This window comes from Novosphingobium sp. (genome assembly GCF_030696665.1).
Lineage (GTDB): Bacteria > Pseudomonadota > Alphaproteobacteria > Sphingomonadales > Sphingomonadaceae > Novosphingobium.
The window spans coordinates 1-26503 of the sequence record NZ_JAUYRV010000024.1 but is presented as its reverse complement, the minus strand read 5'-3'; the positions used below and the strand labels follow the sequence as shown (position 1 = coordinate 26503).

21 protein-coding genes, 2 tRNA genes and 1 other RNA gene are annotated in these 26503 nt (G+C 62.9%); 14 read left to right on the top strand and 10 right to left on the bottom strand.

The features are described from left to right. The coding region (locus tag Q8R81_RS05510) for an ectonucleotide pyrophosphatase/phosphodiesterase (RefSeq protein WP_305616439.1) at positions 1–913 on the bottom strand (913 nt) is incomplete at its 3' end. Between the two features lie 2 nt (positions 914–915). Next, positions 916–3213: a TonB-dependent receptor domain-containing protein gene (locus Q8R81_RS05505; protein ID WP_305616438.1), complete on the bottom strand. Its 2298-nt coding sequence runs from the start codon at positions 3211–3213 to the stop codon at positions 916–918. A gap of 199 nt (positions 3214–3412) precedes the next feature. Here Q8R81_RS05505 and Q8R81_RS05500 point away from each other — a divergent pair, with 199 nt between their 5' ends. The 3 genes from Q8R81_RS05500 to Q8R81_RS05490 all read left to right on the top strand — a co-directional run bounded on the left by Q8R81_RS05500 (position 3413) and on the right by Q8R81_RS05490 (position 8372). Continuing rightward, positions 3413–5551 carry an RNA degradosome polyphosphate kinase gene (locus tag Q8R81_RS05500; protein WP_305616437.1) on the top strand — a complete coding sequence of 713 codons (2139 nt, stop codon included), beginning with the start codon at positions 3413–3415 and terminating at the stop codon, positions 5549–5551. Continuing rightward, complete coding sequence (locus Q8R81_RS05495; RefSeq protein ID WP_305616436.1) at positions 5552–7051, top strand: exopolyphosphatase; 1500 nt, start codon at positions 5552–5554, stop codon at positions 7049–7051. Between the two features lie 532 nt (positions 7052–7583). Further along, positions 7584–8372: an N-acetylmuramidase domain-containing protein gene (locus Q8R81_RS05490; protein WP_305616434.1), complete on the top strand. Its 789-nt coding sequence runs from the start codon at positions 7584–7586 to the stop codon at positions 8370–8372. Between the two features lie 38 nt (positions 8373–8410). Here Q8R81_RS05490 and Q8R81_RS05485 read toward each other — a convergent pair. The 3 genes from Q8R81_RS05485 to Q8R81_RS05475 all read right to left on the bottom strand — a co-directional run bounded on the left by Q8R81_RS05485 (position 8411) and on the right by Q8R81_RS05475 (position 11306). Beyond that, positions 8411–8487, bottom strand: a tRNA-Ile gene (locus Q8R81_RS05485). Positions 8488–8535: 48 nt separating this feature from the next. Next, positions 8536–9540, bottom strand: a complete 1005-nt coding sequence (locus tag Q8R81_RS05480) for a polysaccharide deacetylase family protein (protein WP_305616433.1) — start codon at positions 9538–9540, stop codon at positions 8536–8538. Between the two features lie 8 nt (positions 9541–9548). Continuing rightward, positions 9549–11306: a histidine kinase dimerization/phospho-acceptor domain-containing protein gene (locus Q8R81_RS05475; RefSeq protein ID WP_305616432.1), complete on the bottom strand. Its 1758-nt coding sequence runs from the start codon at positions 11304–11306 to the stop codon at positions 9549–9551. A 251-nt stretch (positions 11307–11557) separates the two neighbouring features. On the opposite strand from Q8R81_RS05475, the gene Q8R81_RS05470 reads away from it, so the two are divergent. Next, positions 11558–12025, top strand: coding sequence for an Lrp/AsnC family transcriptional regulator (locus Q8R81_RS05470; protein ID WP_292623255.1), 468 nt, complete (start codon positions 11558–11560; stop codon positions 12023–12025). Between the two features lie 156 nt (positions 12026–12181). On the opposite strand, the gene Q8R81_RS05465 is transcribed toward Q8R81_RS05470, so the two are convergent. After that, entirely contained in the window at positions 12182–12472 is a 291-nt protein-coding gene (locus Q8R81_RS05465) for a chorismate mutase (RefSeq protein WP_305616431.1), read from the bottom strand. A 117-nt stretch (positions 12473–12589) separates the two neighbouring features. On the opposite strand from Q8R81_RS05465, the gene Q8R81_RS05460 reads away from it, so the two are divergent. Then, entirely contained in the window at positions 12590–13603 is a 1014-nt protein-coding gene (locus Q8R81_RS05460; protein WP_305616430.1) for a polyprenyl synthetase family protein, read from the top strand. A gap of 3 nt (positions 13604–13606) precedes the next feature. Here the strand turns inward: Q8R81_RS05460 and Q8R81_RS05455 are convergent, their stop codons facing one another. Then, on the bottom strand, positions 13607–13753 hold the full coding sequence (locus Q8R81_RS05455; protein ID WP_292623245.1) for a hypothetical protein: 147 nt from the start codon (positions 13751–13753) through the stop codon (positions 13607–13609). Positions 13754–13831: 78 nt separating this feature from the next. Here Q8R81_RS05455 and hrpB point away from each other — a divergent pair, with 78 nt between their 5' ends. From hrpB to Q8R81_RS05425, 6 genes are all read left to right on the top strand, one after another. Beyond that, on the top strand, positions 13832–16375 hold the full coding sequence (gene hrpB, locus Q8R81_RS05450) for an ATP-dependent helicase HrpB (RefSeq protein WP_305616429.1): 2544 nt from the start codon (positions 13832–13834) through the stop codon (positions 16373–16375). 32 nt (positions 16376–16407) lie between these two features. Continuing rightward, positions 16408–16686 (top strand): ETC complex I subunit, encoded by a 279-nt coding sequence (locus Q8R81_RS05445; RefSeq protein ID WP_292623240.1) that lies wholly within the window; start codon positions 16408–16410, stop codon positions 16684–16686. Positions 16687–16754: 68 nt separating this feature from the next. Further along, an RNA gene (ffs, locus tag Q8R81_RS05440) (signal recognition particle sRNA small type) lies at positions 16755–16849 on the top strand. Positions 16850–16907: 58 nt separating this feature from the next. Beyond that, positions 16908–18746 carry a DNA polymerase III subunit gamma/tau gene (locus Q8R81_RS05435; protein ID WP_305616428.1) on the top strand — a complete coding sequence of 613 codons (1839 nt, stop codon included), beginning with the start codon at positions 16908–16910 and terminating at the stop codon, positions 18744–18746. Further along, positions 18743–19078 (top strand): YbaB/EbfC family nucleoid-associated protein, encoded by a 336-nt coding sequence (locus tag Q8R81_RS05430; RefSeq protein ID WP_305616427.1) that lies wholly within the window; start codon positions 18743–18745, stop codon positions 19076–19078. The genes Q8R81_RS05435 and Q8R81_RS05430 overlap by 4 nt, the downstream gene beginning before the upstream one ends. Before the next feature lie 144 nt (positions 19079–19222). Further along, positions 19223–20284 (top strand): MlaA family lipoprotein, encoded by a 1062-nt coding sequence (locus tag Q8R81_RS05425; protein WP_305616426.1) that lies wholly within the window; start codon positions 19223–19225, stop codon positions 20282–20284. Between the two features lie 10 nt (positions 20285–20294). Here Q8R81_RS05425 and Q8R81_RS05420 read toward each other — a convergent pair whose 3' ends face one another. Continuing rightward, positions 20295–21284, bottom strand: a complete 990-nt coding sequence (locus Q8R81_RS05420; protein WP_305616425.1) for a hypothetical protein — start codon at positions 21282–21284, stop codon at positions 20295–20297. A gap of 252 nt (positions 21285–21536) precedes the next feature. Here Q8R81_RS05420 and lon point away from each other — a divergent pair, with 252 nt between their 5' ends. Together lon and Q8R81_RS05410 are read left to right on the top strand one after the other, a co-directional pair. Further along, a complete protein-coding gene (gene lon / locus Q8R81_RS05415; protein ID WP_305616424.1) occupies positions 21537–23942 on the top strand; it encodes an endopeptidase La in 2406 nt (801 codons plus the stop codon). Positions 23943–24145: 203 nt separating this feature from the next. Next, the gene (locus Q8R81_RS05410) at positions 24146–24418 is read left to right on the top strand and encodes an HU family DNA-binding protein (RefSeq protein ID WP_292623229.1); all 273 of its coding nucleotides are present in this window, start codon (positions 24146–24148) and stop codon (positions 24416–24418) included. A 94-nt stretch (positions 24419–24512) separates the two neighbouring features. Here the strand turns inward: Q8R81_RS05410 and Q8R81_RS05405 are convergent, their stop codons facing one another. Together Q8R81_RS05405 and rlmB are read right to left on the bottom strand one after the other, a co-directional pair. Next, positions 24513–25373, bottom strand: a complete 861-nt coding sequence (locus Q8R81_RS05405) for a hypothetical protein (protein ID WP_305616423.1) — start codon at positions 25371–25373, stop codon at positions 24513–24515. A gap of 19 nt (positions 25374–25392) precedes the next feature. Next, positions 25393–26208, bottom strand: coding sequence for a 23S rRNA (guanosine(2251)-2'-O)-methyltransferase RlmB (gene rlmB / locus Q8R81_RS05400; RefSeq protein WP_305616422.1), 816 nt, complete (start codon positions 26206–26208; stop codon positions 25393–25395). A gap of 173 nt (positions 26209–26381) precedes the next feature. On the opposite strand from rlmB, the gene Q8R81_RS05395 reads away from it, so the two are divergent. Continuing rightward, positions 26382–26467, top strand: a tRNA-Tyr gene (locus tag Q8R81_RS05395). Positions 26468–26503 lie beyond the last annotated feature (36 nt).

Sequence of the window (26503 nt, the reverse complement as noted above, 5' to 3'; positions counted from 1 at the left end):
AGGCGACCTTGCCTTCGGGAGTTAGCTTGATCAGCCCGGCATCGATGAACGGGCGGAACAGGCTGATGTCGGTATCGGTGGCGACGAAGCCATGATCGCTGACGACGGCAATGGTGGCATCGGGATGTGCGGCCAGTTCTGCGGTGACCAGCTTGCCGACGGCGGCATCGAGCCGTTCCAGCGTGGCGTTGGACTGGGCGCTGCCGGGGCCGGAGGCGTGTTCTTCGTGGTCCAGCCCGGCGAAATAAACTGTGAGGAAGCCGGGCTTCTTTGTTTCGATCATGCGGACGGCGAACTTGGCGCGGTTTTCGTCACCTTCGACGCCTTCATCGATGCCATCGGCATAAGGGCCGCAATCGTGTTCGAGCGCGGCGTAGAGGCCATCGGTCGCCATCGCCTTGAGCATCTTGCGGTCGTCAGCATGGCCCGAGCGCCAGATTTGCGGCATGTTGTACGTGAGCGAGGATACCCCGACGCTGACCGGCCAATGGATGTTGCCGGTGGTGTGGCCAGCCTTGCGCGCGGCGTCCCACAGAGTGGGGGCGGTGATGTCATCAGCGAACCAGAACCAGCCGCCATAGTTGATCTGCTTGGGATCGAACGTGGTGTTGCTGACGATACCGTGGCGCGCCGGAGCGACGCCAGTAAGCAGCGTGGTGTGGCTGGGGTAGGTGACGGTGGGCAGGTTGCCGGTGACGCCTGTGGCATAGCTGCCTTCGGTGAGAAAGCGGCGCAGGTTGGGGATTTTCAGGCCGCGCTTGTCGGCTTCGAGCACGTCGCCGGGGCGCAAGCCATCGATCGAGATGAGCAGGACGGGCGAGCGGCTTTCTTCGGCCCGAACGGCGACGGGCGCCGTGCTGCAAAGCAGCACGACGCCCGCGACGAGGGCCTTTCCGACAGAAAGGCGCGCCATTATCAGAAACCGACCTTGAGCGTGGCGAACACTTGACGCGGTGCGCCTGCCAGCAGGGTCTGGTTGTCACCACTGAAGCCGAAGCCGTTGGACCCGATCGTGGCGACATAGCGCTTGTCGAACAGGTTCACGGCGTTGAGCTGCAGTTCGACCGGCTGGCGCTGGCCGATGTCGAGGCGGTAGCCGATGGTGGCATCGACCAGCGTGCGTGAGCCGACCGAGCGATCATTCAGGTAGTTGAAGAAGCGCTTCGACATATAGTTCACGCCCAGACGACCGTAGAACATGTCGGTATCATACGACAGTTCGCCGCGCAGCAGGTGCTTTGGCGTATCGACCACGGTCTTGCCTGCGGTGGGCAGGACGGTGGTGGTGGCACCTGCCTTGATCGTAACGTCATCGCGATAGGTGGTGTCGTTGTAGCTGTACGAGGCAAATGCGCCGAAGCCGCCGGGCAGCTTTACGTCCACCGCCGCTTCGAGACCGAGCGCGCGCACCGCGCCGACGTTCTGCAGTGCATTGGCCGAACCGACGATGCCAACTGCCGTCGGGATGACGAGCAGGCGATCACGGAACTGGACATAGTAGCCTGCGAACGAGGCGTTGATGATCCCCGACTGGTAGCGCAGGCCTGCTTCGTATGTGTCCGAGCTTTCCGGCTTGAGCGTGTCCTTGATCGCATCGAACCCGGCCTGCGTGGTCGAGAACGGGCCACCGGTGGCCGAGGCCTGGAACGCGCGGGTGACCTGCGTGAAGCCAGCGAATGCTTCAAGCCCGTTGCCAAGCTGGTAGTTCAGGCCGACGTGCGGCTGGAACCAGTCTTCGACCTTGATGTCGCCAGTGGCCAGGCCGCTGGTGTTGACCAGCGAGAAGGCGTTGGTGTCTACCGAGAAGCCCTTCCAGCCCACGTTGATCTTGAGATCGCCGAGGTCGATATCGTCCGACACGTAATACTGGATCGTGTCGGTTTCGAACGCGATGGACCACTGCGTGAAGAACGGGTTGCGCTGGAAATCACGGTGATCGCGGCCGGGATTGGTGCGGCTTTCATAGCCGTAGAACTTGCGCGAGTGGATGAAGTCGTTCTTTTCATACCAGCCGCCGATGAGCAGCTTGTTCATGCCGAAATCACCGGTCCACGAAGCAAACGCACCCTTGCGCTTGATGTCGTATTCGGTGGTGCGGATCGACATTGGCACGCCCGATGGGCTGGCGCGATAGGGTGTGCCCCATGTGCCTTGACCATCGTTTTCGTGGTAATAGCCCTTGATCGCCAGCTTGCCGGTATCGCCGGTGGCGATGGTGAGGCCGAGCGAGCCGAGCGTGTCCTTGCGCAGGCCCGAAGCGTCATAATAGGCATCGTCGGCAATGACGAATGGCGCGGGGTAGGTGGTGCCTGCGGCGGGATTGGTTGGCGTGACGCCGCTGTAGCCGGTGTTGGCGGCAACATCGGCGACCACGATGGCTTCGGCATAGCGCGAGGGGCCGAAGTTGTCCCAGTCATAGCCGAGACGATCGATCATTTCGAGGCTGAGATCCTGATAGTCCTGCTCAGCGCGGTCGGAATAGCTGATCGAGCCATCAAGATCGACGCCTTCGCCCAGCGGCACAACGCCACGGCCATTGAACATCAGCGTGCGCTGCTGGCCATCGCCCTTCCACTTGTCGCCGTTCTGGTACTGGACCGAGGCATAGGCGCGCGCGCCATCGGTGGTGCCAAGGCCGATGCGGGCAAAGCCGCGATAGGTGTTGGCCGAACCATAAGAGCCGCTGGCGGTGACACCGAGCGCGTCCTTGGGGTCGAGCGAGAAGAATTCGAGCGTGCCGCCAAGGTTGTTGGTCGATTGCGCGGCGATGGAGCCGGAGCCTTGGGAAACGCGCGTGATGCCGATATTTTCAGGGCTGATCGCGCGGCTGATGTGCAACCCGTTGGCGTTGCCATAGGACATATCGCCCAGCGGAATGCCATCAAGGTTGAAGCCCAGCTGGTTCTGGCTGAAGCCGCGAATGGTGACGCGGGTGGACCATTCGTAGTTGCCGAAAGCGTCGGCAGACTGGAAATTGACCGAAGGCAGCTTTTCAATCGCCTTCAAGGGGCTGGTGCCCGAGGCGAGGATGGTGAGTTCGGCGGTGGACAGTTCCTGCACCTGGCGGGTCTGGCCTGCGCCAAGCACAACGATTTCGGACGCGGCAGAATCAGCAGCGATGGCTTCTTCAGCGGCAGGGGCCTCCTGCGCGGCGGCGAATGCCGGGGCAGCGAAGAGCGAAGTGCTGGCCAGCAGCACGGCGACGATACGCATGATTTGATCCCTCATGTTCCACATTGGTGTGGTGAGGCGGCTGCTAGGCCTTCGCTGTTGCAGCATCGTGCAATTTCAGGGACAGTTCAGGGACATCTGTGTGACGAATGATTGACAGCAACCATCCGGCACGTGGCTGTCACGCGAGTGTAACGCATGGTGCGCAATGGCTGGCACAGTGTCGGCAGGGGGTTTTGTTTTGAGTATCGATGATCTGCCACCGGTCCAGGAACGCTTTTTCAACCGCGAGCTGAGCTGGCTGGCGTTCAACCGGCGCGTACTGGCCGAAGCGGTGAATGCGGATTATCCGTTGCTGGAGCGGCTGCGGTTCCTGTCTATCAGCGGCAACAATCTTGATGAGTTCATGATGGTGCGCGTGGCCGGAATCGCGGGCCAGGTGCGGCGACAGATCGATGAGCTTTCAATCGATGGGCAGACGCCGACGCAACAGCTTGGGGCATTGCTGGAGGCGGTGAAGGAGCTGGTCGACGCGCAGCAGGACGTGCTGTTCGGTCTGAAGGACGATCTGGCTAAAGCCGGCATCCGGCTGATTGACAACGACGCGCTGAACAAGGGCGAGGCCGAGTGGCTGCGCGAATACTTTGAAGAGCACGTGGTGCCGGTGCTGACGCCGCAGGCGATTGATCCGGCGCATCCGTTTCCGTTCATAGCCAATCAGGGCACGGGCATCCTGTTCCAGTTGCTGCGCAGTGCCGATGGCTCGCCAGTGACCGAGATGATCCTGATTCCGCCTGCGCTTCCGCGCTTTGTGCGGCTGCCGGGCAAGAGCGCTTCGTGGATCGGCATTGAGGAACTGGTGCGGCGGCATGCGACGCTGCTGTTTCCGGGGTTCAAGATTCTGGGTGATGGCACGTTCCGGGTGCTGCGTGACAGCGACATCGAGCTGGAGGAGGACGCCGAGGATCTGGTGCGGTACTATCGCACGGCAATCCAGCGGCGGCGGCGCGGCAAGGTTATCCTGCTGCATCTGCAGGAGAATTTTGACGCCGATGCTGAGAAGTTGCTCCGGCGCCAACTGCGGCTGGACCATGCGCTGGTGATCAAGAGCCGGGGCCTGCTGGCGATCAGCGGGCTTTCGACGGTGATTGACGAGGACCGGCAGGATCTGAAATTCGATCCCTACAACCCGCGCTATCCGGAACGTGTGCTGGAGCATGACGGGGACTGCTTCTCGGCCATTCGTGAAAAGGATCTGGTGATCCACCATCCTTACGAAAGCTTTGAGGTGGTGATCGATTTCCTGCGGCAGGCGGCGGCGGACCCCGATGTGGTGGCGATCAAGCAGACGCTTTACCGTGCGGGCAAGCAATCAGCGGTGATCGCGGCGCTGATCGCGGCGGCAGAGGCGGGCAAGTCTGTGACCGCTGTGGTGGAGCTGAAGGCGCGCTTCGACGAGGAGCAGAATCTGATGTGGGCCGCGCAGCTGGAACGCGCAGGCGTGCAGGTGATCTATGGCTTCGTCGATTGGAAAACCCACGCCAAGATCAGCCTTGTGGTGCGGCGCGAGGGCGGGAGCTATCGCACGTACTGCCACTTTGGCACGGGCAACTATCACCCGATCACAGCGCGCATCTATACCGACCTGTCGTTCTTCACCGCCGATCCGCGCATGGGGCGTGATGCGGGGCAGTTGTTCAACTTCGTGACCGGCTATGTCGAGCCGAAGCACACCGAACTGCTGGCGATCAGCCCGATCAACCTGCGCGAGAAGCTGTACGAGTGCATCGACCGCGAAATAACGCTTGCGGCCAAGGGGCGTCCGGCAACGATCTGGGCCAAGCTGAACCAGCTGACCGACCCGGACCTGATCGACCGGCTGTACCTTGCCAGCATGGCGGGCGTGGAAATCCGGCTGGTGGTGCGCGGGATTTGCTGCCTGAAGCCGGGGGTGCCCGGGCTTTCGGAAACGATCGAGGTCAAATCGATCATCGGGCGGTTCCTTGAACACAGCCGCATCTGGGCGTTCGGCAACGGATCGCGCATGCCGAACAAGCGGGCGCGGGTGTTTATCTCCTCGGCCGACGGGATGAGCCGCAACATGGGGCGGCGCGTGGAAGTGCTGGTGCCGGTGAAGAACCCGACGGTGCATGACCAGATTCTCGATCAGGTCATGCTGGCCAACCTGCTGGACACCGAGCAGAGCTGGGAATTGGGGCCGGATGGCGAGTATGAGCGGTTCGAAAAGGGTGACCCATCGTTCAACCTGCACGGCTATTTCATGACCAATCCATCGCTTTCGGGGCGCGGGGCAGCGCTTTCCAGTGGACGAAAAGTGCCGAAGCTTGCGTTGCGGCGCGGGGCGGCTAACCGTGGCTGAGTGAAACAACCGGTCCAGACTTCGCCCACATCGTCCGGCGTCTATGCGTGGGAGCAATCCCGCGCGATCATCGACATCGGATCGAACACGGTGCGGCTGGTGGTTTATGGCGGGCCTCCGCGCGCGCCGGTGACGCTGCTGAACGAAAAAGTGACTGCCAAGCTGGGCAAGCATGTGGCCGAGACCGGCAAGCTTTCGCAAAAGGCGGTGGCAGGCGTGCTGGCGGCGCTGGCGCGGTACAAGGCACTGATCGATCTGGCAGGCGTGCCGCGTGTTGACGTGGTGGCAACGGCGGCAGCGCGCGATGCCAGCAATGGCGCGGCGTTTCTGGAGCGGGTCCGCGCGATCGGCTTTGAACCGCGCCTGCTTTCGGGTGTGGAAGAGGCCGAGACGAGTGCGACCGGCGTACTGGGCGCATTTCCCGAGGCAGAAGGGATCGTTGGCGATCTTGGTGGCGGGAGCCTTGAACTGGTCGACGTGGCGCAAGGCGGATCGAGCCACGGGGTAAGCCTACCGCTGGGATCTCTGCGGCTTCCGCCACTGCGTGCCAAGGGCGATCGCGTGTTCGTGCGTGAAATCGGCAAGCTGCTGGCCAAGGCCGACTGGGTGGCAGAGCCGGGCGCGACGCTGTATCTTGTTGGCGGGCCAATGCGCGCGCTGGCACGGGCGATGATGGTGCGGCTGGACTGGCCGTTTGAGGATACGCACGGCTTTGCGCTGGACACCGGCGAAGCACTGGCGCTGGCGCGGCAACTGGCCCGTCGCGGACAGGCCCTGAAGCCGATTGAAGGGGTGGCAACGAGCCGTCTTTCGAGCATTCCCGATGCAGCGGCGTTGCTGGGCGTGCTGTTGCAGCGGTTGCAGCCGGGCCGGGTGGTGTTCTCGTCGTGGGGGCTGCGCGAGGGTGTGCTGTTCGGATCGCTGGACGAGGCTGCGCAGAAGCAGAACCCGTTGCTTGCCGGCGTGATGGCATTTGTTGCGCCGATGGCAGTGGATGTGGCGCTGGTGGACGCGGCGGTGGCGTGGATGGCAGGCGTGGTGCCGATGGCGCGCACGCCGCTGGGCCGTGCGGCGGTGGCGCTTTGCATGGCGGCGGGACGGGTAGAGCCAAACGTGCGGCGCGACCTGCCCGGGGACTGGGGCCTTTCCAAACGGTGGGTTGGCGTGGACAACGCCGGGCGCGGGGTGCTGGCGGCTGCCTTGCGCGGCAGCGTAGGCAAAGGGCCGAAGGTTGGAGTGGGGCCAAAAGCAGAGTTTGCGCCCGAACCGTGGGCGCGGCTGGCATCCCCTGCGATGCTGGCAGAGGCGCGCGGGCTTGGCCTGGCCGCGCGGTTGTGCAGACGGTTGAGCGCCGGATCGACTGCGGTGATTGCCGCAACCCAGCTTGAGGCCGAAGGCGGAGCGTTGCGGCTGTCAAGCCGGGTGCCGCAGCTTGTGGGTGACGGATCTTCGCGCGATCTGAAGGAGTTGGCGCAGCATCTTGGGCTGGTTGTGGCGTAGCGGATATTTCACCCGAGTGGTGGGATTGCCCTGATAAAACCCCGAAACGCCGCGCCATACTTGCCAGTTCTTGATTTCATGCGATGAAATCATCTTTTACCATCAAAAAGATTGCCGCTGTGCTTTTGCAGGTATAGTCTTGCCCAACAAATAGCTGGTTCCGAAGAAACGGATGGCATGAGGTCGCTGCAATATTCGCGGGGGCACACATCATGTCGGCTGAACACTATTCAAAACCCACCAAACGACGATTGCGCCTGTCTGCGCTGGATGCGGCGGTGTCCGCGCTTTCGGCTTTTCCGCAAACCTTGGGATTGCAGGGAAGCGTTGCGGCGCGGCGTGTTTCAGCGATGCAGGTGCGACGTTCCGCCAACGCATACACGGCCCTCCGTCGTTTTCTGCACAGGCACCGCAATCCAGACAATTGCCGCAAGGTTTCGGGCAGGCAGAGCCGTTTTGCGAGGCATGCACGCCGCTTTGCGTGAAGGTACTGGCCGCACGGGGCGGCAATTCTTGGTGAAAGGAACGCGCTATGGCACTGGAATTCGCAGGGAATACCGCAAAACTGAACGATACGGCGATTGAAGCGGCAGCGGCGCGCATTGGCTGCCAGGTGGCATCGGTGCGGGCAGTGATCGATGTGGAGAGCCGGGGCGGGTTCCTGCCCGATGGACGCCCCAAGATCCTGTTCGAACGCCACTATTTTTCGCGGCTGACCAAGCGGAGCTTCGATGCTTCGCACGCTGATATCTCAAACCCCAAGTGGGGCGGCTACAAAGGCGGTGCAGCGGAATACGAGCGGCTGGGACGCGCGATCAAGCTGAACCGCGATGCGGCGCTACGGTCGGCCAGTTGGGGTGCGTTCCAGATCATGGGCGACAACTATAAGCTTTGCGGCTTTGCCGATGCGGAGAGCTTTGTGGCGGCGGTGGTTTCGGGCGAGGCAGCGCAGCTTGATGCGTTCTGCAGCTTCATCAAGAAGACCGGGCTGGATGATGAGCTGATCCGCCGTGACTGGGCGGGCTTTGCGCGCGGCTACAACGGCCCTGCCTATAAGGCGAACAAGTATGACGAGAAGCTGGCGGCTGCTTATGCGTTTCATTCCGCCGGCGGAAGCCATGCTGATTCCCCGCGCCCGACGCTGAAACAGGGAGACAAGGGCGCAGACGTGATCGTGCTGCAAAAGGCAATGGGCCTGACGGCTGATGGCGATTTCGGGCCTGGCACAAAGAAGGCGGTGGTTGCGCTTCAGAAAAAGCACGGGCTTTATGCCGATGGCATCGTGGGCAAGAACACCTGGGCGTTGCTGGATGACGATTGATCGGGCCGCTGGCGACAGGGTGGCAGGCGACAGGATGATGGTGGGCCCGGCAGGACTTGAACCCGCGACCTAGCCGTTATGAGCGGCCAGCTCTAACCAACTGAGCTACAGGCCCATCGCGGGTGCCGGTACAAGCGCCGGAGATTCTTTGCAAGCCGGGCTTTCAGACTTCTGCTGCTTCGATGATTTCGCGCACGCATGCGGGTTTTACGCCATGCGCTTCAAGCCGGGCAAAGACGCCGCGCCACCAATCGTAGAATCGGTCTAGGTCATCGTCGTTCCGCACATATGGCGTGTAGCCGGGGCAGAGCGACGGGCTGTGGAATGACAGCACGAGTAACGGCAGGTCAAGATCGACGGCTACGTCGATGCCGCGCAGCGCTTCTTCGAGGGTGATACCTTCGGGCGTGAGCGAAATACGCTCAAGCAGGCCGAGACGTGCCAGCAGGCCGCGCATCCGGGGGACACGCCAGAGCAGCGGATAGACGTGCTTTCCGAAACGCTTCAGAATGCCGGTGAACACCGTGGTGAGTGGCACTTCCATCAGTCCGTTGCGTTTGCAGATCCACCACGGTTGCAAAGGGTGCAGGTGGAAATCAGGGCCGCCGGTGGAACTGTAATCAAAATTGGCGCGGACCGAAGTGTCTATGGCGATGCCGCAATCGCTAAGGATGTCGGCAGTGTTGGGGCCGACGCCATAGCGCCCGGCGCGGTAGATCGCGGGGCCGATGCCAAAGGCTTGCTCGATGGTATCGCGCAGCTTGCGGAACTTGGCCCGCTCAAGATCGGGCGGGAGATTGCCTGCAAAGCTGTTGTGGACGGTGATGTCCTCATCATACGGGGGATTGACCCACGGATGAAGCTGGACGCCGATTTCCGCGCGGCCTGCGGCGACAGCATCGGCCAGCACTTCGGCAGCGCGCGGGTCGCTCGCCACTGGATAATCGACAAGGTAGATCGGGACGACGCCAAGCGCTTCACAGAACTGCTGGAACTTGGCGAGGCGGGGGACGTGGTCGAGGCCGTGGCTGGTGCGGTCGAGCGGCTTGGACCAGTCGAACTCTTCTTCGGTATCGATGGTCAGGATAAAGCGCTTGCCGAAATCGGGCGCGAAGCGGACGAAATCGGCCGGGCCGGGCATGCGCAGGACTTGCTGGGGCGTGACCATGCTGCGCCCTATGCCTGCACGGCAACTGCGTTGGCAGACGGAGTACAGAGCGGCAGTGTGATCAGCAGGCGCTCTCCTTCACGCACAAGTGCGCCGGTTGCAGCTTCGAATTCTGCCCGGGCAAGGCGCAGGGCAAAGCCGTTGCCCAGCATGGCAGGGGCGGTGAACGAGCCGGTACTGGCGGACACATCGGGTGCGAACAGGGCGGTGTCATCAAGCCGGTAGAGCGAGGCCGGCAGCGCGATCGTCAGCCGCGCGGCATTGCTTTCACCGTCGAGCGCGATGGTCAGCCGCTCACCCGGGGCGACGCTGGCGGCGATGACCGAGAGGACGCGCCAGACCGAGCGTTCCAGCTCCTCTGCCGCCATTGCGACGGGCAAAGGTGCCGGGGCGATGGCGACGGCGAGGCGCACGTTGCGGGTGTTCAGCACCGGCAGCAGTTGTTCGACCATGCGCGCGACGATGGCCGAGGCATCAGCCTCGCCCGGTTCAAGCGTGAGGGCATGGCTTTCCAGCTTAACCAGGCGCTCCACTTCCTCGAACCCGGCGAGGATCTGGGCAGCATCAGACGCGATGCTGGCGGCCATCGCGCGGTACTGGTGCGGAGTAGCGCCAAGGGCTTGAGACTGGATCATCTCGGCAAAGCCCTGGATCGCGTTGATCGGGGTGCGCAGTTCGTGAAGCAATTGGCGCAGACGGTCGGCATCTGTCGTGGCAGGCGCAGCTTGGGGTGCCAAACTTGCCGTGAGGGGGCGGCGCAGGCGCAGCAGGTAGCCGGTGAAGCGACCGCCATCGGGGGCAAAGAGCGGCGTGCCGTCGGCCTGCCACACGCCTGCGACGGCAGGTGCGCCATCGATCTTGAGGCGGCCGGCCCTGATTGGCTGCCGCTGGCGGAACGCGCGCTCCATATCGCCATCGCAATTGACCGGGGCAGAGGTGTTGGCGTTGAAGGCGTGTGTCCCGATAAGCATGCCCGGCGGATCGATCCCAGCGCCAGTCACCATACCGTTGGCGTCTGTGCGCAAGTCTATCGACAGGGGGGCAGGTCTTGCCGTGAAGGCTTCTTCGGCAAAAGGCAGGCGGGGGGCGATGCCATCGGGGTTGTGCTGTCCGGGATGATCGGAGGCTGCGGCATCGTCGCGCTCCTTGCGCTTGCGGCGGAAGGCTTCGATGCGGCGGACGATGGCACCGATGCCATCTTCGGCATCTGTCTGGAAAACGGGCGGCACGATGGATTGAACGGGTTGTGCAGCAGGCTCTCGGATGGCGATAGGGGCTGGCGCGGTGGCGACGGGGTGAGGCTTGGTGTTGGCAGGAGCCTGAGCGTGAGCAGGCTCTGGCAGCAGGAAATCGTCCACGCCCAAACGCGACAGAAGCGCGCGCACCGGCTCGCCCAAGTCGCTGCGGTGGCGGACGAAGCCGCGCGCTGTGGTGGGCAGGCGGGGGATCAGGGCCAGCCAGTCCTCGTTGGAAAGGCGGGCGGCGGACACTGCGGCAGAAGCCGTGCGCGGGCCGCCTTGCGCAAAGTGATAGACCAGCACGGCCGAGCGATGCGGGACGACGCGCAGCACGGCGGCGCATTCTTCGTCCGACAGCATGGCGGCCAGCGAATCGACGCGCTGCAGGGCGGTGGCGTGACGCGCATTCCATGCGGAAAGCGGCACGGTGCCAAGCAGGTCGACGAGTTGCCGCAACTGGGTTTTCGCCGCCGTCTTGCTTGCCACGTGGGTACGCAGCACGGTTTCAAGACGGTCATCGACGATCATTCAAGCTCCGCACCGGTAGAATAATGGCAAAGGCACCAAAAAGGGGCCGGGCCACCGCTATAGCCTTCATAAGGCTAACAAAGTGTGGCCGCGTCCGAAAGAAGGGTATCCACTGCGTTGCAATGTGAGACGCTTGCACTATGAAACAATAAAATTATCTTCGACACTCAGATTTATGCGGAAAGTTGCGATTCTCGCTTCTTTCCGAATCCCCCACGCGGGGTTTAGCGAAACGGACGAACGAACGTAGCATGGCAACCCTTGATGGTATTGACCGGCGGCTGCTTGCCGAACTGCAGGCAGAGGGCCGCATGACCAATGTCGAACTGGCGCAGCGCGTCGGGTTGACCGCGCCACCGTGCCTGCGACGGGTGCGCGCGCTTGAGGATGAGGGCGTGATCCGGGGCTATCATGCCGATCTCGACGCGTCGAAGCTGGGCTTTGCGATCACCGTCTTCGCGCTCGTCAGCCTGAAAAGCCAGGCCGAGGAATCGCTGCGGCAGTTCGAAGATCACATGCGCACGCTGCCCGAAGTGCGCGAGTGCCACATGCTGAACGGTGAGATCGACTTCATCCTCAAGATCGTCAGCCGCGATCTGCAGAGCTTTCAGGAATTCCTCACCAGCAAGCTGACGCCCGCGCCCAATGTGGCGAGCGTGAAGACATCGCTGACGATCCGCACGGCCAAGCAGGTGCCTGGGGTTCCGCTGGAGGATTGAGGGGCGCGACTACAGTGCTTCGCCAGATAGTGCTTCGTACCCAAACCCGGTTTGCTCCCCCGCGAAGGCGGGGGTCTCGGTGTTGTTACCGAACATCAGCGTAAAACGACTGAGGCCCCCGCCTTCGCGGGGGAGCAAGTTCTTGGGTATCGGACCTCAGCCCGCCGACCCCGCCGCCCGCTCGTGGTGACGGATGACTTCTTCAATAATGAACCGCAGGAATTTCTCCGAGAATTCCGGGTCAAGCTTGGCGTCCTCGGCCAGTTTCCGCAGGCGGGTGATCTGGCGTTCTTCGCGGCCCGGGTCTGAGGCGGGGAGCTTGTTCGTGGCCTTGTAAGCGCCGACCGCCTGCGTGATGCGGAAGCGTTCGGCGAGAATGTGGATCATGGCTGCATCGATATTGTCGATGGACTGGCGATAGCCTGCCAGAACCTGATCTTCGCTCATTCGCTTACCCCGTGCTTTGGCCCATACCGTCTTTCGGGCCACGTTTGGTCGATAGGGCCGCTACCGTGCAAGTTGCATCTTGCCAAGCGCCGCCCTTGCCGCCAAGCGATCAAACCGATGACTGCGACCGTCCATACCCTGCCGCGCAAGGCGGAACCTTCGCTCTCGCCGATGATGGCCCTCGTGGCCGAAGGCATGAACAGCGTCAACGCCGTGATTCTGGACCGGATGCAATCGCGCATCCCGCTGATCCCGACTTTGGCCGGGCACCTGATCGCGGGCGGCGGCAAGCGGATGCGCCCGATGCTGACGCTGGCGAGCGCCTCGCTGCTGGGCTACGGCGGCAGCCGCCATTACAAGCTGGCAGCGGCGGTGGAGTTCATCCACACGGCCACCCTGCTGCATGACGATGTGGTTGACGGGTCTGACATGCGGCGCGGCAAGAAGACCGCGAACATTGTCTATGGCAATCCCGCCACGGTGCTGGTGGGCGACTTCCTGTTCAGCCGCAGCTTTGAACTGATGGTCGAGGATGGCTCGCTCAAAGTGCTGCGCATCCTGTCCAACGCATCGGCAGTGATCTCCGAAGGCGAGGTCGACCAGCTGGTCGCGCAGCGGCAGATCGATACGACCGAGGAAATGTACCTCGACATCATCGCAGCCAAAACGGCAGCGCTGTTCTCCGCTGCGTGCCGGATTGCGGCGGTGGTGGCTGAACGGCCCGAGGCAGATGAGCTGGCGCTCGATTCCTATGGCCGCAATCTGGGCATTGCGTTCCAACTGGCGGATGATGCCATCGACTATGATTCGGATGCCGCTGAAATGGGCAAGGATCAGGGTGACGATTTCCGCGAGGGCAAGATGACCCTGCCGGTGATCCTTGCTTATGCGCGCGGCGATGCCGAAGAGCGCAAGTTCTGGCAGGAGGCGATTGCGGGTGATCGGTCGTCTGACGGCGATCTGGCTCACGCGATTGACCTGATCGGCCGTCATGATGCTGTGAATGCCACGCGGGAACGGGCGCGGATGTATGCGCAGCGGGCGATTGATGCGATTGCAGGCTTCCCGGCGAGCGCGGCGAAGGCGGCGATGACTGAAGCGGCGTTGTTTGCGGTGGCCCGCCGGTTCTGACGCTTATTTGCGGCGACCGAAGCGCCGCCACAACAACCAGCAGCTGCCGCCGCAGACCGCGCCGATGCCCAGAATGACCGCGCCGATCATGGCCCCGCTGAACAGCAGGCCGGTGGTCAGTGCCACCACGAATTCCAGCGTGGTCTTCATGCATAGGCCTCTATCGCACCTTGCGCCGCATTGCGAACCTGAACGCAACCACGGCCAAACCGTTGCCATCGTGGCGCAATGGGCCGTAAAGCGCCCGGCGTGAGCCAGTTGCCGATCCATGCCGTTTTGCCAGACCTGCTCGCTGCGCTGCGGGCGGGGCCGAGTGCGGTTCTGATCGCGCCGCCGGGGGCGGGCAAGACGACAGCGGTGGCCCCGGCCTTGCTGGATGAGCCGTGGTGCTCGGGGCAGGTCATCGTGCTTTCCCCCCGGCGCGTGGCGGCGCGCGCGGCGGCAGAGCGCATGGCCGAACTGCTGGGCGAAGAGGCGGGCGGAACCGTTGGCTATGTCACCCGGCTGGATGCCAAGCGCTCTGCCAAAACGCGTGTGCTGGTGGTGACCGAGGCGATTTTCGTTTCCACGATCCTCAATGACCCTGAGTTGCAGGGCGTGTCTGCCGTACTGTTTGACGAAGCGCACGAGCGGCATCTCGACAGCGATCTGGGGCTGGCGCTGGCCGTGGAAGCACAAGGCGTGCTGCGTGATGATCTGCGGATCGTGGTGATGTCTGCCACAATCGACGGGTCACGGTTTGCTGCGCTGCTGGGCGACGTGCCGGTGTTGGAGAGCGAGGGCAAGGCGCATCCGCTGGCCGTGAAATGGCTGGGCGCGCGGCCTGATGCGAAGATCGAAGCGGCGATGGCGAGCGCGATCCAGACGGCGTGGCGTGAAGAGGCTGGGGACATCCTCGCGTTTCTGCCGGGCGTCGCGCAGATCGAGCGGACAGCGGATCTGTTGGCGGAGCGTTTGCCGCAAGCGCTGGTGCTGCCGTTGCATGGACAGGTGGAACCGGCCGGGCAGCGCGCGGCGATCCGGCGTGATTCTGCAGGGCGCAGGCGGGTGGTGCTGGCCACAAGCATTGCCGAAACGTCGCTGACGCTGGATGGCGTTTGCGTGGTGGTTGATGCGGGGCTTTCGCGCCGGGCCGAGTTCGACAAGGCGGCGGGCGTGACGCGGCTGGTCACCACGCGGGCGAGTCAGGCCTCGGCGGCGCAGCGGGCAGGGCGTGCCGCGCGGCAGGGTCCGGGTGTGGCCTATCGCCTGTGGGAAGAAGCGGCCCATGCCGGGCGCGCGGCATTCGATCCGCCCGAAATGGTGACGAGCGATCTGGCTCCATTGGCGCTGACGTTGGCACAGTGGGGCGCGGGTGATGCGGCGGCGATGGCTTGGCTGGATGCGCCGCCTGCGGCAGCGATGGCGGCGGCGCGCGGCGCGTTGGTCGCGCTTGGCGCCCTTCGACAGGCTCAGGGCGAGCGGGGTGAGGGTGAGATTACGGCGCATGGCCGGGCGATGGCGCGGCTGCCGATGGAACCGGCGCTGGCGCACATGCTGCTGTTTGCGGCGGAGCGGGGGCAGGCGGGTGAGGCCGCGCGGCTGGCGTTGCTGTTGCAGGAGCGCGGGCTGGGCGGGCGTGGCGAGGATCTGGCGCGGCGGCTGGATCGCTGGGCGGGCGAGCGCGGTGGGCGGGCCGAGGGATCGCGCAAGCTGGCGGCGCGGTGGGCAGAGTTGGCGCTGCGGGTGCTTCGACAAGCTCAGCATGAGCGGGGTTCCGAGACCAACTCCGCTCGTCCTGAGCCTGTCGAAGGGCGGATGGGCGAGGTGCCGTTGGGCGTGCTGCTGGCCGAAGCGTTCCCCGACCGGATCGCGCGGGCGCGTTCAGCCTCGGGCGAGGAATGGCTTTCGAGCGGTGGGCGCGGGTATCGCTTGGACGCGGCCTCTTCGCTTGCCACGGCGAAGTGGCTGGTGATTGGCGATGCGCAGGGCGAGGCCAAAGGTGCGCGGATCACGGCAGCGATTGCGCTGGAAGATGAGGAGGTTACGCGCCACCTTTCGCACCGGATCGAAGAGCGACACGCGCTGAACTGGAACGCGAGCGAGGGGCGGGTTGAGGCGCGGCTGGAGCGGAGGCTTGGCGCTATCGTGTTGGCGCGGGTGCCTGATCCCAAGCCGGACGCGGAGGCCGTTGCGGCCAAGTTGATCGAGGTGGTGCGTGAGGGCGGGCTGGCCCTGCTGCCGCTGGGCGATGCCGCGCGGGCGTTGATCGTGCGGGCGGGCTACGCCGGGCTTGAGGCCCTTTCCGAAGCGGCGTTGCTGGATTCGCTGGAGGAGTGGCTGCGCCCGTTACTGGCCGGGCGGCGCGATTTGCAGATCGGTGCGGGCAAGCTGCATGAGGCTGTGGCGGGGCGGCTTGACTGGAACGAGCGGCAGGCGCTGGACAAGCTGGCTCCGGCCGAATTCCGCTCTCCGGCCGGGACCAGCCATGCCATCGATTATGGCCATGAGGGCGGGCCTTGCGTGGAACTGCGGGTGCAGGCGCTGTTCGGGCTGGACCGGCACCCGTGCGTGGGGCAGCCGCCCAGGCCGCTGTTGTTGAGCCTGACCAGCCCCGGCGCAAAGCCGATCCAGACAACGGCAGACCTGCCCGGCTTCTGGCGCGGATCGTGGCGCGATGTGGTGAAGGATATGAAGGGCCGCTACCCCCGGCACCGCTGGCCGGACGAGCCTTGGGCCGAAGACCCGAGCCTTAAAACCAAAAACGCTTTCAACGCGACAAAGCGGACTTGATTTGCGCCCTGATTCGTGTGCAAGCGGAAGGCATGTCAGCACGTATCTTTCAGCGCCCCAAGAACGCCATGCAGTCCGGCAAGGCCCGGACCAGCGACTGGCTGCTCGAATTCGAACCGGCAGAGGCCAAGCGCCCCGATCCGCTGATGGGTTGGGCAGGGTCTGGCGATATGCAGCAGCAGGTCGTGCTGAAATTCGAATCGGCTGAAGATGCGCAGGCCTATGCCGAGCGTTACGGGATTGAGGCACACGTCATCCCCACGCCGCCGCGCAAGCTGAAGCTGCAAAGCTACGCCGATAATTTTCGCTGAGTTTTGCTGCCGCTAATTTGTCGGGCCTGAGGGCTGGACAAGCGGTGCCTTCCTCTCCATATGCCGCGCCGGGAGCCGGTCGGACGTTTGCGTCCGCCAACTTGGTCAGGTCCGGAAGGAAGCAGCCACAACGGGTTGCGGCGGGTCGGCCGGCTCCTTTTCCACCCTATTGCGTGTCGATGCCTTCGACAGATGGCGGACAAGATCCTACATAGGGCGTAATGGGCGATTCACCTGATATGTTCGGCGGCGAGCCGGAAGACGAAGACCTTGGTCCCAGCGCGGAAGAGCTGGAGGCGGCAGGGCAAGCTTCGATGTTTGGCGATCCTGCGCCCCCTGCGCCAACACCTTTAGCCGAACCGCTGCCTGATGTTGCAGCGCCAGAGGTGAAGCCCGCGCCAACTGCGGCGGCACCCACCGTTCAGCCCTATCGCGTACTGGCGCGCAAGTATCGTTCGCAGACCTTTGCCGAGCTGATCGGGCAGGATGCGATGGTCCAGACGCTGGCCAATGCGATCCGGCGGGACCGTCTGGCCCATGCATTTCTGATGACCGGCGTGCGCGGGGTGGGCAAGACGTCGACCGCGCGCCTGATTGCCAAGGCGCTCAACTGCATTGGCGCAGATGGGCAGGGCGGACCGACGATCGATCCTTGCGGCGTGTGCGAACCGTGCCGCGCGATTGCCGAGGGGCGGCACATCGACGTGATCGAGATGGACGCCGCGTCGAACACGGGCGTGGACGACGTGCGCGAGATTATCGAAGCGGTGCGCTATGCAGCGGTTTCGGCCCGCTACAAAATCTACATTGTCGACGAAGTTCACATGCTGTCGCGCAATGCGTTCAATGCCTTGCTCAAGACTCTTGAGGAACCGCCTGCGCATGTGAAGTTCCTGTTTGCGACGACCGAAGTGGACAAGCTGCCGGTCACGGTGCTGTCACGCTGCCAGCGGTTTGACCTCAAACGCATTCCGGCCCCGCTGCTTGCCAGCCACTTTGGCATGATCTGCGGCAAGGAAGGCGTCGAGGCCGAGGACGAGGCGCTGGCGATGGTCGCTGCGGCTGCCGAAGGATCGGTGCGCGATGGTCTGTCGATCCTTGATCAGGCGATCAGCCATGCCGATCTGGTGGGCAGCGAGGACGGCAAGACGCGCGTTTCTGCCGAGCAGGTGCGCCAGATGCTGGGTCTTGCCGACAAGACCATGCAGCGCCGCCTGCTGGAGGCCGTGCTTTCGGGCAAGGGCGATGTGGTGCTGTCAGAAGTGGCGCAGCAATATTCGCTGGGAATTGAACCGATTGCGATGATGCGCGCGCAGATGGACGTGGTCCATCGGGTGACGGTGACGCAGATCGGTGGGGTTGGCCCGGACATCCGTTCGACCGAGGAGCGTGAGGCGCTGGCGGCCTGGGCCAAGGCTTTGAGCGCGGGGCAGTTGCACCGGCTGTGGCAGCTTCTGCTCAAAGGCTATGAAGAAGTGAAGGGTGCGCCCGATCCGCTGGTGGCGGCGCAAATGGCGCTGCTGCGGGTGATGCACGCGGCTGACATGCCTGATCCCGGCGGGCTGCTGAAGAAGCTGGAAGAGCTTGCCTCGCGCCCGGCGATGGCTGCGCCGATGAGTGATGCCGGTGGCGCGGCGGCTCCGGCAGCGCACGTGGCAGAGCCAGTTTCCGCAAGCGTCGATTGGGAAGCGCTGGTCGAAAAGGTTGAGCATGTTTCGCCGCTGGTGGGATCGACCATGCGATTGGGCGTGCGCGTTGTGGAACTGCAGCGCGGCTTGCTGCGTTATCAGCTTGCGCCGGGCTTGCCGGGAGACCCGGTGCCCGATATTCGGCGCGCGTTGAATCATGTTACCGGTGAGGCGTGGATAATCGAGCGGGGTGAGGGCGATGCTCTCCCCAGTCTTGAGGAGGCCAAGGCCGCAAAGGCTGTGGCGGCGGACGCCGCGATGAAGCAGAACCCGTTGGTCAAGGCCGCGCTGGAGGCCTTTCCGGGCGCGGTGATCGTAGATGAAGACAGCTCGCGAGAGCACGAAAAGAGACCTTGGAGCAAACGCGCATGAAGTCGATGGAAGAGATGATCCAGGCCGCACAGAAAGCGGCGCAGACCATCCAGAAGCAGATGGAAGACGCGCAAGCGACGCTCGACAACATCGAGATCGAAGGCGCTGCCGGTGGCGGACTGGTGAAAATCCGTGCGACCGCCAAGGGCCGCGTCATCGGCGTCAGCATCGATGACAGTCTGCTGGTCGTTTCGGAAAAGGGCATTCTCGAAGACCTCGTTGCGGCCGCATTCAACGATGCACGCGGCAAGGCTGATGCAGCGGCGGCCGAGGAAATGCAGAAGGTGCAGATGGCCGCAGGCATCCCGCCGGGCTTCAAGCTGCCGTTCTGATCGGTCAGGCTGCACCCGTTCAGGTTTCGGCCAGCAAAGGGTTGCGAATAGGGTGGTTGGCTGTGGTCACAGCCGCGCATGACGCAAGACGCAATTGGTCAAGTCCCAATGGGTCAAATTGATGTATAGGACAGGAACTTTCGTTTGAGCGTAACTTTGCTTGCCAGCGCTGCCCTGCTTGCCGTGCCCAGTGTGGAGGCCGCCGAAATTGCAGGTGCAGTCCAGGCGCAAGACGCTTCGACCACTGGCGGTGCGGCATCAACGGCTCCGGAACAGCCAGAGTCTGTGCCCGTCAGCGCTCCGTCCACGCCAGTCGTACTGCCTCAGCCGACCTACGGCGCGACCAGATCTGAAACGCCGCCTTCGCTTGACCAGATCGAGCAGGACGAAACTGCCATCGTCGTTTCGGGGGAGCGCACGCCCAAAGTAGACCCGATGCAGGCGGTCAATCAGGTCTCATACGAGGCCGTGCAGGCGGTGGATGACGCCGTGATCGCGCCCATCGCAATGGTTTATCAAAAGGCGTTGCCAAAGCCGGTGCGCACGGGACTGCGCAATGTCTTGCGCAATCTGACTGAGCCAATTGTGGCGCTGAACTTTATGCTGCAACTGAAGCCCGGAAAGGCCGCCGAAACGGTTGGTCGTTTTGCGCTGAATTCAACGATTGGCATTGGCGGGCTTATCGATGTGGCCAAGGCCAAGCCTTTCAACCTGCCGTACCGCCGCAATGGTTTTGCCTATACGATGGGCTATCATGGCATCGGCACAGGGCCGTACATGTTCTTGCCGCTGGTTGGGCCGACAACGCTGCGCGATGTGGTGGGGCTGACGCTTGATCGCTTCCTGATGCCCTTTGCCGTGGGCGGACCGTTGCAGCATCCCGTCTATGTCACCAGCAGCTTCGTCATCCGGTCGCTTGATGAGCGTGTGGAGAACGATGAGCTGTTCAAGCGAATCCGTGAGGAATCGAACCCTTACGCCAGTTATCGCGAACTTTACCTGAAGACGCGGCAGGCCGAGATCGATGCATTGAAGGGCAAGGCGGACTACCAGCAGGAAGGCACAGTGGTGCTGCCAGCGCTGACGCCAACACCGCCTCCGGTGATGGCTGACCCTGCGCCGGCACAGGACGCCACGCCGGCCCCGCCTCCCGCGCCAGTGTTCATTTCTGAGCCGGTGGTGCAGCCGCTTCCGGCATTTTCCTAGGTTCAGGCCGCTAGCTTTCCAGCAGCAGAGAATAGTCGCGCAGCACCTCCCATGCCTTGTGCGGCGAGAGCATCAGTTGCTCGGCGCTTTCCAGGCCAGCAAGGCGGCGTAGCATCAACGCGATGGTTGCCGCGTTGCCGGGACTCGTGCCGTAAGTTGAAACCAGCACTTCGGGGTTGTGCGACAGCGAGTTCTCGAACAGCAGGTCGACATTCTGCGGCTGGAACCCAAACCCCAGGAACACGAGCCGCTTGGCGCTGGCCACAGCCAGCCTCAGATCGCGCACGGCGTTGCGGTCAACGCTGCGTTCCGCGAGTGATTTGAGCTGCACGGCGATGGCATGCAGGTTCCACGGCTGTTCAGCGCCCCATTCAGCCTGCGGGGCTTCGCCCTTTTGCCAGGGCAGGCGGCCGATCATGCCGTGTGGATGAATGACATCAAGTTTGTCGGCGATGACTTCCTGCGCCTCTTTCAGTTCGATGCCATAGGCCATCATCAGTGCGTAGGGCAGGAAGTGTTCGACCGAGCGGTCGTAGTTGAAATTGATGACGGTAATCTGTTCGAGCGTCTGGCCGATCCGGCTGCGCGGAACGCCTGACGTGATCAGCTGGCCAAGTTGGTAGATCCAGTGTTCTGCGACCTTGCCTTGCAACGGCAATTCGCCGGGCACGCGAGGCACATCTTTCAGGCTGGACCGGGATTCGGCTTGTCCGATGAAAAAGGCGATGGCCAGTTTGCCGCAGGCCAGAACCAGTGGATCGTGGTCATATTGTTCGAGAACGCTGTCGATCGAGCGGCCAAGCCGGCACGCATTGCGCAGCCGTTCAGCGGCAGCGGCCACCTCTTCGACCGGCTTGTTCATGCGTTCGGCCAGCTTGTAGATGTTTCGCAGCAGCAGTTGGCCATCGCGGGTGGACGTTTCGGAACCTGCGCGTTTGAAATCGTAGCCCTGAATGACCCGCGCCAGCAGTTCGCCGTTCGAGGGGAACTGCAGCTCCATGCTGGCCCCCGCTCCGACGACCAGCGTTGTGCGTGTTCTTAGCATTCTGGCGTGCGATCCCGGCTACCCTCAACTGATCGTAAGGGAGCATACCTAATATCCGGTTTACGGTTATTGCAGCGGATTGGGGCGCACTTTCGGTCAGGTGATCCACAGCCGAAGTGGCAAAAGGCATTGCGAGGCGGGGATGCGGTCCCCATATTCCTAGAAAGCGTCGGGCGGCGTGCCCGGCAGGACGGAAATGAAGTGCCCATGAATCTTTATCCTCTGCTTCCCCTCCGCGATATCGTGGTGTTCCCCGGCATGGTCGTGCCGCTGTTTGTCGGGCGCGAGAAATCCGTGGCCGCGCTCGAATCCGCGATGACGGGCAACAAGGACATTTTCCTTCTCGCCCAGCTTGATCCGGGGTGTGACGACCCGGACAGGGACGATCTGTACGATACCGGCGTGATCGCCAGTGTGCTGCAGCTGCTCAAGCTGCCCGATGGCACCGTGCGTGTGCTGGTGGAAGGGCGCGAGCGGGCCGTGCTTGAAAATCTGCGCGAGGAAACGACCGGCAACGGTCCAATGCTGGTGGCGCAAGTTGAGCAGCAGGAGCCGGTCATCGTCACTGGCACCGAAATTTCCGGCATGATGCGCACTGTGGTCGATCAGTTCGCCGAATATGCCAAGCTTTCGAAGAAGCTGCCGCAGGATGCCGGTGGGCAGCTGGGCGATATTGAAGATGCCGGAAAGCTGGCCGATTCTGTCGCTGCCAACATTGCCGCCAAAGTGGGCGACAAGCAGGCCGTGCTGACCGAATCCGATCCGATGAAGCGGCTCGAAATGGTGCTCTCCTTCATGGAGGGCGAACTTGGCGTGCTGCAGGTTGAGCGCAAGATCCGTGGCCGGGTGAAGCGCCAGATGGAAAAGACCCAGCGCGAATATTACCTCAACGAGCAGTTGAAGGCGATCCAGTCTGAACTGGGCGGCGGCGATGGCGAGGAAGCCAACGAACTGGCCGAACTGCAGGACAAGATCGACAAGCTGAAGTTGTCCAAGGAAGCCAAGGCCAAGGCGCAGGCCGAGCTGAAGAAGCTCAAAACCATGCAGCCGATGAGCGCCGAGGCAACTGTCATCCGCAACTACCTTGATGTGTTGCTGGGCCTGCCGTGGGGCAAGCGCAGCAAGCTGAAGAAGGACATTCCGGCCGCGCAAGCGGTGCTGGACGCCGATCACTATGCGCTCGACAAGGTCAAGGACCGGATCATCGAGTATCTGGCCGTGCAGGCGCGCACCAACAAGCTGAAGGGGCCGATCCTGTGCCTCGTTGGCCCTCCGGGTGTGGGCAAGACCTCGCTGGGCAAATCGATCGCCAAGGCAACCGGTCGCCAGTTCGTGCGCCAGTCCTTGGGCGGCGTGCGTGATGAGGCCGAGATTCGCGGCCATCGCCGCACTTACATCGGTTCGCTGCCGGGCAAGATCGTCACGAACCTGAAGAAGGCGGGCACGGCGAACCCGCTGTTCCTGCTCGACGAAATCGACAAGCTGGGGCAGGATTTCCGGGGTGATCCGGCCTCGGCCCTGCTGGAAGTGCTTGATCCTGAACAGAACGCGAAGTTTCAGGACCACTATCTGGAACTGGACTTTGATCTTTCGGACGTGATGTTTGTCTGCACGGCCAACAGTCTGAACCTGCCGCAAGCCTTGCTTGATCGCATGGAGATCATCCGGCTGGAAGGTTACACCGAGGACGAGAAGGTCGAGATTGCCGAGCGGCACCTGATCGCCAAGCAGGTGGAGGCGCACGGGCTCAAGAAGGGTGAGTTCACGCTTGCGACCGAGGCGCTGCGCGATCTGATCCGGTACTACACGCGCGAAGCCGGTGTGCGCACGCTTGAGCGCGAGATTGCGCGTCTGGCGCGCAAGTCACTGCGCCAGATCCTTGAAGGCAAGGCCAAGAGTGTTACGGTTACGCCTGAAAGCCTCGCCGACTTTGCCGGTGTGCGCAAGTTCCGCCACGGTGTGTCGGATGAAGAAAATCAGGTCGGGGCGGTGACAGGGCTTGCCTGGACCGAGGTCGGTGGTGAATTGCTGACGATCGAAAGCGTGACGGTGCCGGGCAAGGGCGCGGCGCGCACCACGGGCAAGCTGGGTGAAGTGATGAGCGAAAGCGTCCAGATGGCGTTCAGCTTCGTCAAGGCACGCAGTCCTGCCTACGGCATCAAGCCGTCGATTTTCAACCGCAAGGATCTGCACATCCACTTGCCCGAAGGCGCTGTGCCCAAGGATGGCCCGAGCGCAGGCATCGGCATGGTGACGGCGATGGTTTCGACGCTCACCGGCATTCCGGTGCGGGCCGATGTGGCGATGACCGGCGAGGTTACGCTGCGCGGGCGCGTGCTGGCGATTGGCGGCTTGAAGGAAAAGTTGCTGGCAGCACTGCGTGGCGGGATCAAGACCGTGCTGATCCCGGAAGAGAACCGCAAGGATCTGATCGAGATACCGGCAAACATCAAGGAAGGTATGGAAATCATACCTGTAAGCCACGTCGATGAGGTGCTTGCCCGCGCCTTGACCAGCGCTCCGCAAGCAATCGAATGGACCGAGGCTGACGATCTGGCTTCGCAACCGGGAATGGCTGCTGGCGGGCAAATGCCTTCGGCGACAGCACATTGACAGACAATTGACCGATAGCCTCGCGCAACGATATTGCGCGAGGCGTCGGAACGTCGACCAAACCACCGATTTAGCGGGCAAAACGGGCCGAACTCGTCGCTTTAGCCTTTGACAGGGGATTGTTTCTCCGCTCTCTTTCGCCGCACGCGAAAGGCGATTCAATCCCGAACTTTCCGAAGAAAAAGACTTAGGGGGTTTCCGCAATGAACAAGAACGATCTGATCGGCGCCGTTGCCGATGTCAGTGGCCTGTCAAAGAGCGATGCCATCAAAGCCGTAGAGGCTGTTTTCGAATCTATCTCTGGCGCACTGGCCAAAGGCGATGAAGTGCGTCTGGTCGGCTTTGGCACATTTTCCGTTGCCAAGCGCAAGGCATCGACGGGCCGCAACCCGCGTACAGGCGAACCCATGTCGATCAAAGCTTCCTCGCAGCCTAAGTTCAAGGCGGGCAAGGGCCTGAAAGACGCCGTCAACTGACAACCCGTTCCGGGGCGCGCTGCGCCCGAGGACTGGAACATCAAGCCGCGCCGGTCGATCTGACCGGCGCGGCTTTTTTGTGCTTGGTGTTCGGTCAGGGATTGATGCGGACGAGCGCGGTGGGCGCCTCCTTGGTGCGGACGTTCACCTTCCACCGAAGTGTCTTGCCTGCCGGAACGGCGGCGGGGCCTTCGTCGGTGTTGTTGGCCAATATCTCGCCATCGGTCGTCAGGGTCAGTACACCGTCGAGGATGGGCATGCCGTCGCCGCCTGCTTTTTCGCTCTGCTCGTCAGCTGCTGCTGCGGCCATACCCATGATCGGGTTCGCGGTTGCCGCAGGAGTCAGCGCGGGCGCATCGATCCGCACGCCACCATCGGCGCGGCGGATCATCGTCACGAACGGGGTGACCATCGGCAGCTTTTCCACGGTGGGAAAGCTGAAATCATGGTCGAGCCGACCGGTGATGGCATATTCAACTTCGAACCGGCCATCGCCCTTGTCGATCACCGATTTCCAGCCCCTCTGGCGGCGCAGGACATCGGCAAATTCTTGCGCAGCCTGCGGGTCAGCCGGGTCGATGCCGCCGAGCATCGTCTTCATCATTTGCTCGTCTGACTTCTTTTTCTCGTCGGAAGCGACCTTGCTCGCAGCGATGTCCGCTTCCCAAGTCTGCTTCTGTTCAACCAGTTCGTCCGAAGTGCACTCCCGCTCGTCGCCCGTTTCGTCGTCGTAACACGTTGAGGGTTCGAACGTGGCGTTGGCATTCTTGCGTGCGCGCTCTTCGGCGGCGAGCTTCGACAATGCAAGGACGTGGATGTCACCCTTGTAGGCAAAGCTGAAAGTGCCATCTTTGCGCAGCGTGATGTCGGATGTGAACTTGCCCGGCATCAGCAGGCACCCAGCGAGAAGCAGCAAGGCGGCTAGCGCAGCGCCAATCTTTATCGAACGGTTCATTGTTCCCTCCCTGATTGGCTCAGCCTTCGCGCGTGGCCAAAGCGTAAAGCGCGATTGCTGCTGCGTTCGAGACGTTAAGACTTTCGATTGCCGAGGCAATGGGCAGGCGCGCGATGGCATCGCAGTGCTGGGCAACATTGTGCCGCAGACCTTCGCCCTCGGCGCCCAGCACCAGCGCAACCGGACCAGCGGGCAAAGCAGAAGGGAACACTGCCTTGCCATCGCCATCAAGGCCGATGCGCCAGTATCCTTCTTCGCTCATGCGTTCGAGCGCCCGCGCGAGGTTGACCACGCGCACCCACGGCACAATCTCCAGCGCCCCCGAGGCGGATTTGGCCAGCGTTCCCGACTCCGGTGGGGAATGCCTGTCCTGGGTGACTAGCGCTGCAACATTGAAGGCCGCGCAAGAGCGCAGGATTGCCCCTACATTATGCGGGTCGGTCACCGAATCGAGCACGACGATAGTGCGGCCTTCCGATTCGTCGAGCATGTCGTCGAGCGCTACATCGTCGAGAGGGGCACAATCGAGGACAAGGCCCTGATGCGGTGCGTCTTTCGCCACAAGTCGGCCAAGATCGGCGGCCTGAGCGTATTCGACAGGCAACGATGCCGGCAGTTCCGCGTCATGCGCGTCGAGCAATTCCTGAATAGCCTCACGCGTGCCCCACAGCTTCTTCGCATCGCGATTCGGATTGGTCAGCGCTGCCTCGATTGCATGGCGGCCCCACAGGCGCACTGCGCCCGCGCTGCCCCGGCCGGAGCCGCGTCCGCCATTGTTGCGGCCAGCGCGGCCGCGCAGCGAGCGGCTCTTCGGTTGATCGTCGTGACGGGGCATGGAGGCACCTTTTCGTGAAAGCGATGAAAATTTCGTGCCGCGCATGCCAGCCTGCCCATTGACAGGCAAGTGCCGCTTCGCCAAAGGGACCGCCTCTCGGCCGGACGGTCTCTTCGGGGACCAACAAATCCGGCTTTCTTTTCGAAGAAATCCGGCACCGGCAGCACTGGTGTGGACAGGTGGCCGAGTGGTTAATGGCAGCAGACTGTAAATCTGCCCGCGAGAGCGTACGCTGGTTCGAATCCAGCCCTGTCCACCACCCCCTTATCCGCAAGCATCCACGAATGACCGTGGA

Excerpts from the sequence above, each read along its gene's own strand:
- Q8R81_RS05460 (WP_305616430.1), top strand. The coding sequence starts at position 12,590 with ATGACTGCGACCGTCCATACCCTGCCGCGCAAGGCGGAACCTTCGCTC.
- lon (WP_305616424.1), top strand. The coding sequence starts at position 21,537 with ATGAATCTTTATCCTCTGCTTCCCCTCCGCGATATCGTGGTGTTCCCC.
- Q8R81_RS05430 (WP_305616427.1), top strand. The coding sequence starts at position 18,743 with ATGAAGTCGATGGAAGAGATGATCCAGGCCGCACAGAAAGCGGCGCAG.
- Q8R81_RS05445 (WP_292623240.1), top strand. The coding sequence starts at position 16,408 with ATGTCAGCACGTATCTTTCAGCGCCCCAAGAACGCCATGCAGTCCGGC.
- Q8R81_RS05420 (WP_305616425.1), bottom strand. The coding sequence starts at position 21,284 with ATGGAGCTGCAGTTCCCCTCGAACGGCGAACTGCTGGCGCGGGTCATT.
- Q8R81_RS05490 (WP_305616434.1), top strand. The coding sequence starts at position 7,584 with ATGGCACTGGAATTCGCAGGGAATACCGCAAAACTGAACGATACGGCG.
- Q8R81_RS05405 (WP_305616423.1), bottom strand. The coding sequence starts at position 25,373 with ATGAACCGTTCGATAAAGATTGGCGCTGCGCTAGCCGCCTTGCTGCTT.
- Q8R81_RS05470 (WP_292623255.1), top strand. The coding sequence starts at position 11,558 with ATGGCAACCCTTGATGGTATTGACCGGCGGCTGCTTGCCGAACTGCAG.
- Q8R81_RS05455 (WP_292623245.1), bottom strand. The coding sequence starts at position 13,753 with ATGAAGACCACGCTGGAATTCGTGGTGGCACTGACCACCGGCCTGCTG.
- Q8R81_RS05480 (WP_305616433.1), bottom strand. The coding sequence starts at position 9,540 with ATGGTCACGCCCCAGCAAGTCCTGCGCATGCCCGGCCCGGCCGATTTC.
- Q8R81_RS05435 (WP_305616428.1), top strand. The coding sequence starts at position 16,908 with ATGGGCGATTCACCTGATATGTTCGGCGGCGAGCCGGAAGACGAAGAC.
- Q8R81_RS05475 (WP_305616432.1), bottom strand. The coding sequence starts at position 11,306 with ATGATCGTCGATGACCGTCTTGAAACCGTGCTGCGTACCCACGTGGCA.
- rlmB (WP_305616422.1), bottom strand. The coding sequence starts at position 26,208 with ATGCCCCGTCACGACGATCAACCGAAGAGCCGCTCGCTGCGCGGCCGC.
- hrpB (WP_305616429.1), top strand. The coding sequence starts at position 13,832 with ATGGGCCGTAAAGCGCCCGGCGTGAGCCAGTTGCCGATCCATGCCGTT.
- Q8R81_RS05465 (WP_305616431.1), bottom strand. The coding sequence starts at position 12,472 with ATGAGCGAAGATCAGGTTCTGGCAGGCTATCGCCAGTCCATCGACAAT.
- Q8R81_RS05505 (WP_305616438.1), bottom strand. The coding sequence starts at position 3,213 with ATGCGTATCGTCGCCGTGCTGCTGGCCAGCACTTCGCTCTTCGCTGCC.
- Q8R81_RS05410 (WP_292623229.1), top strand. The coding sequence starts at position 24,146 with ATGAACAAGAACGATCTGATCGGCGCCGTTGCCGATGTCAGTGGCCTG.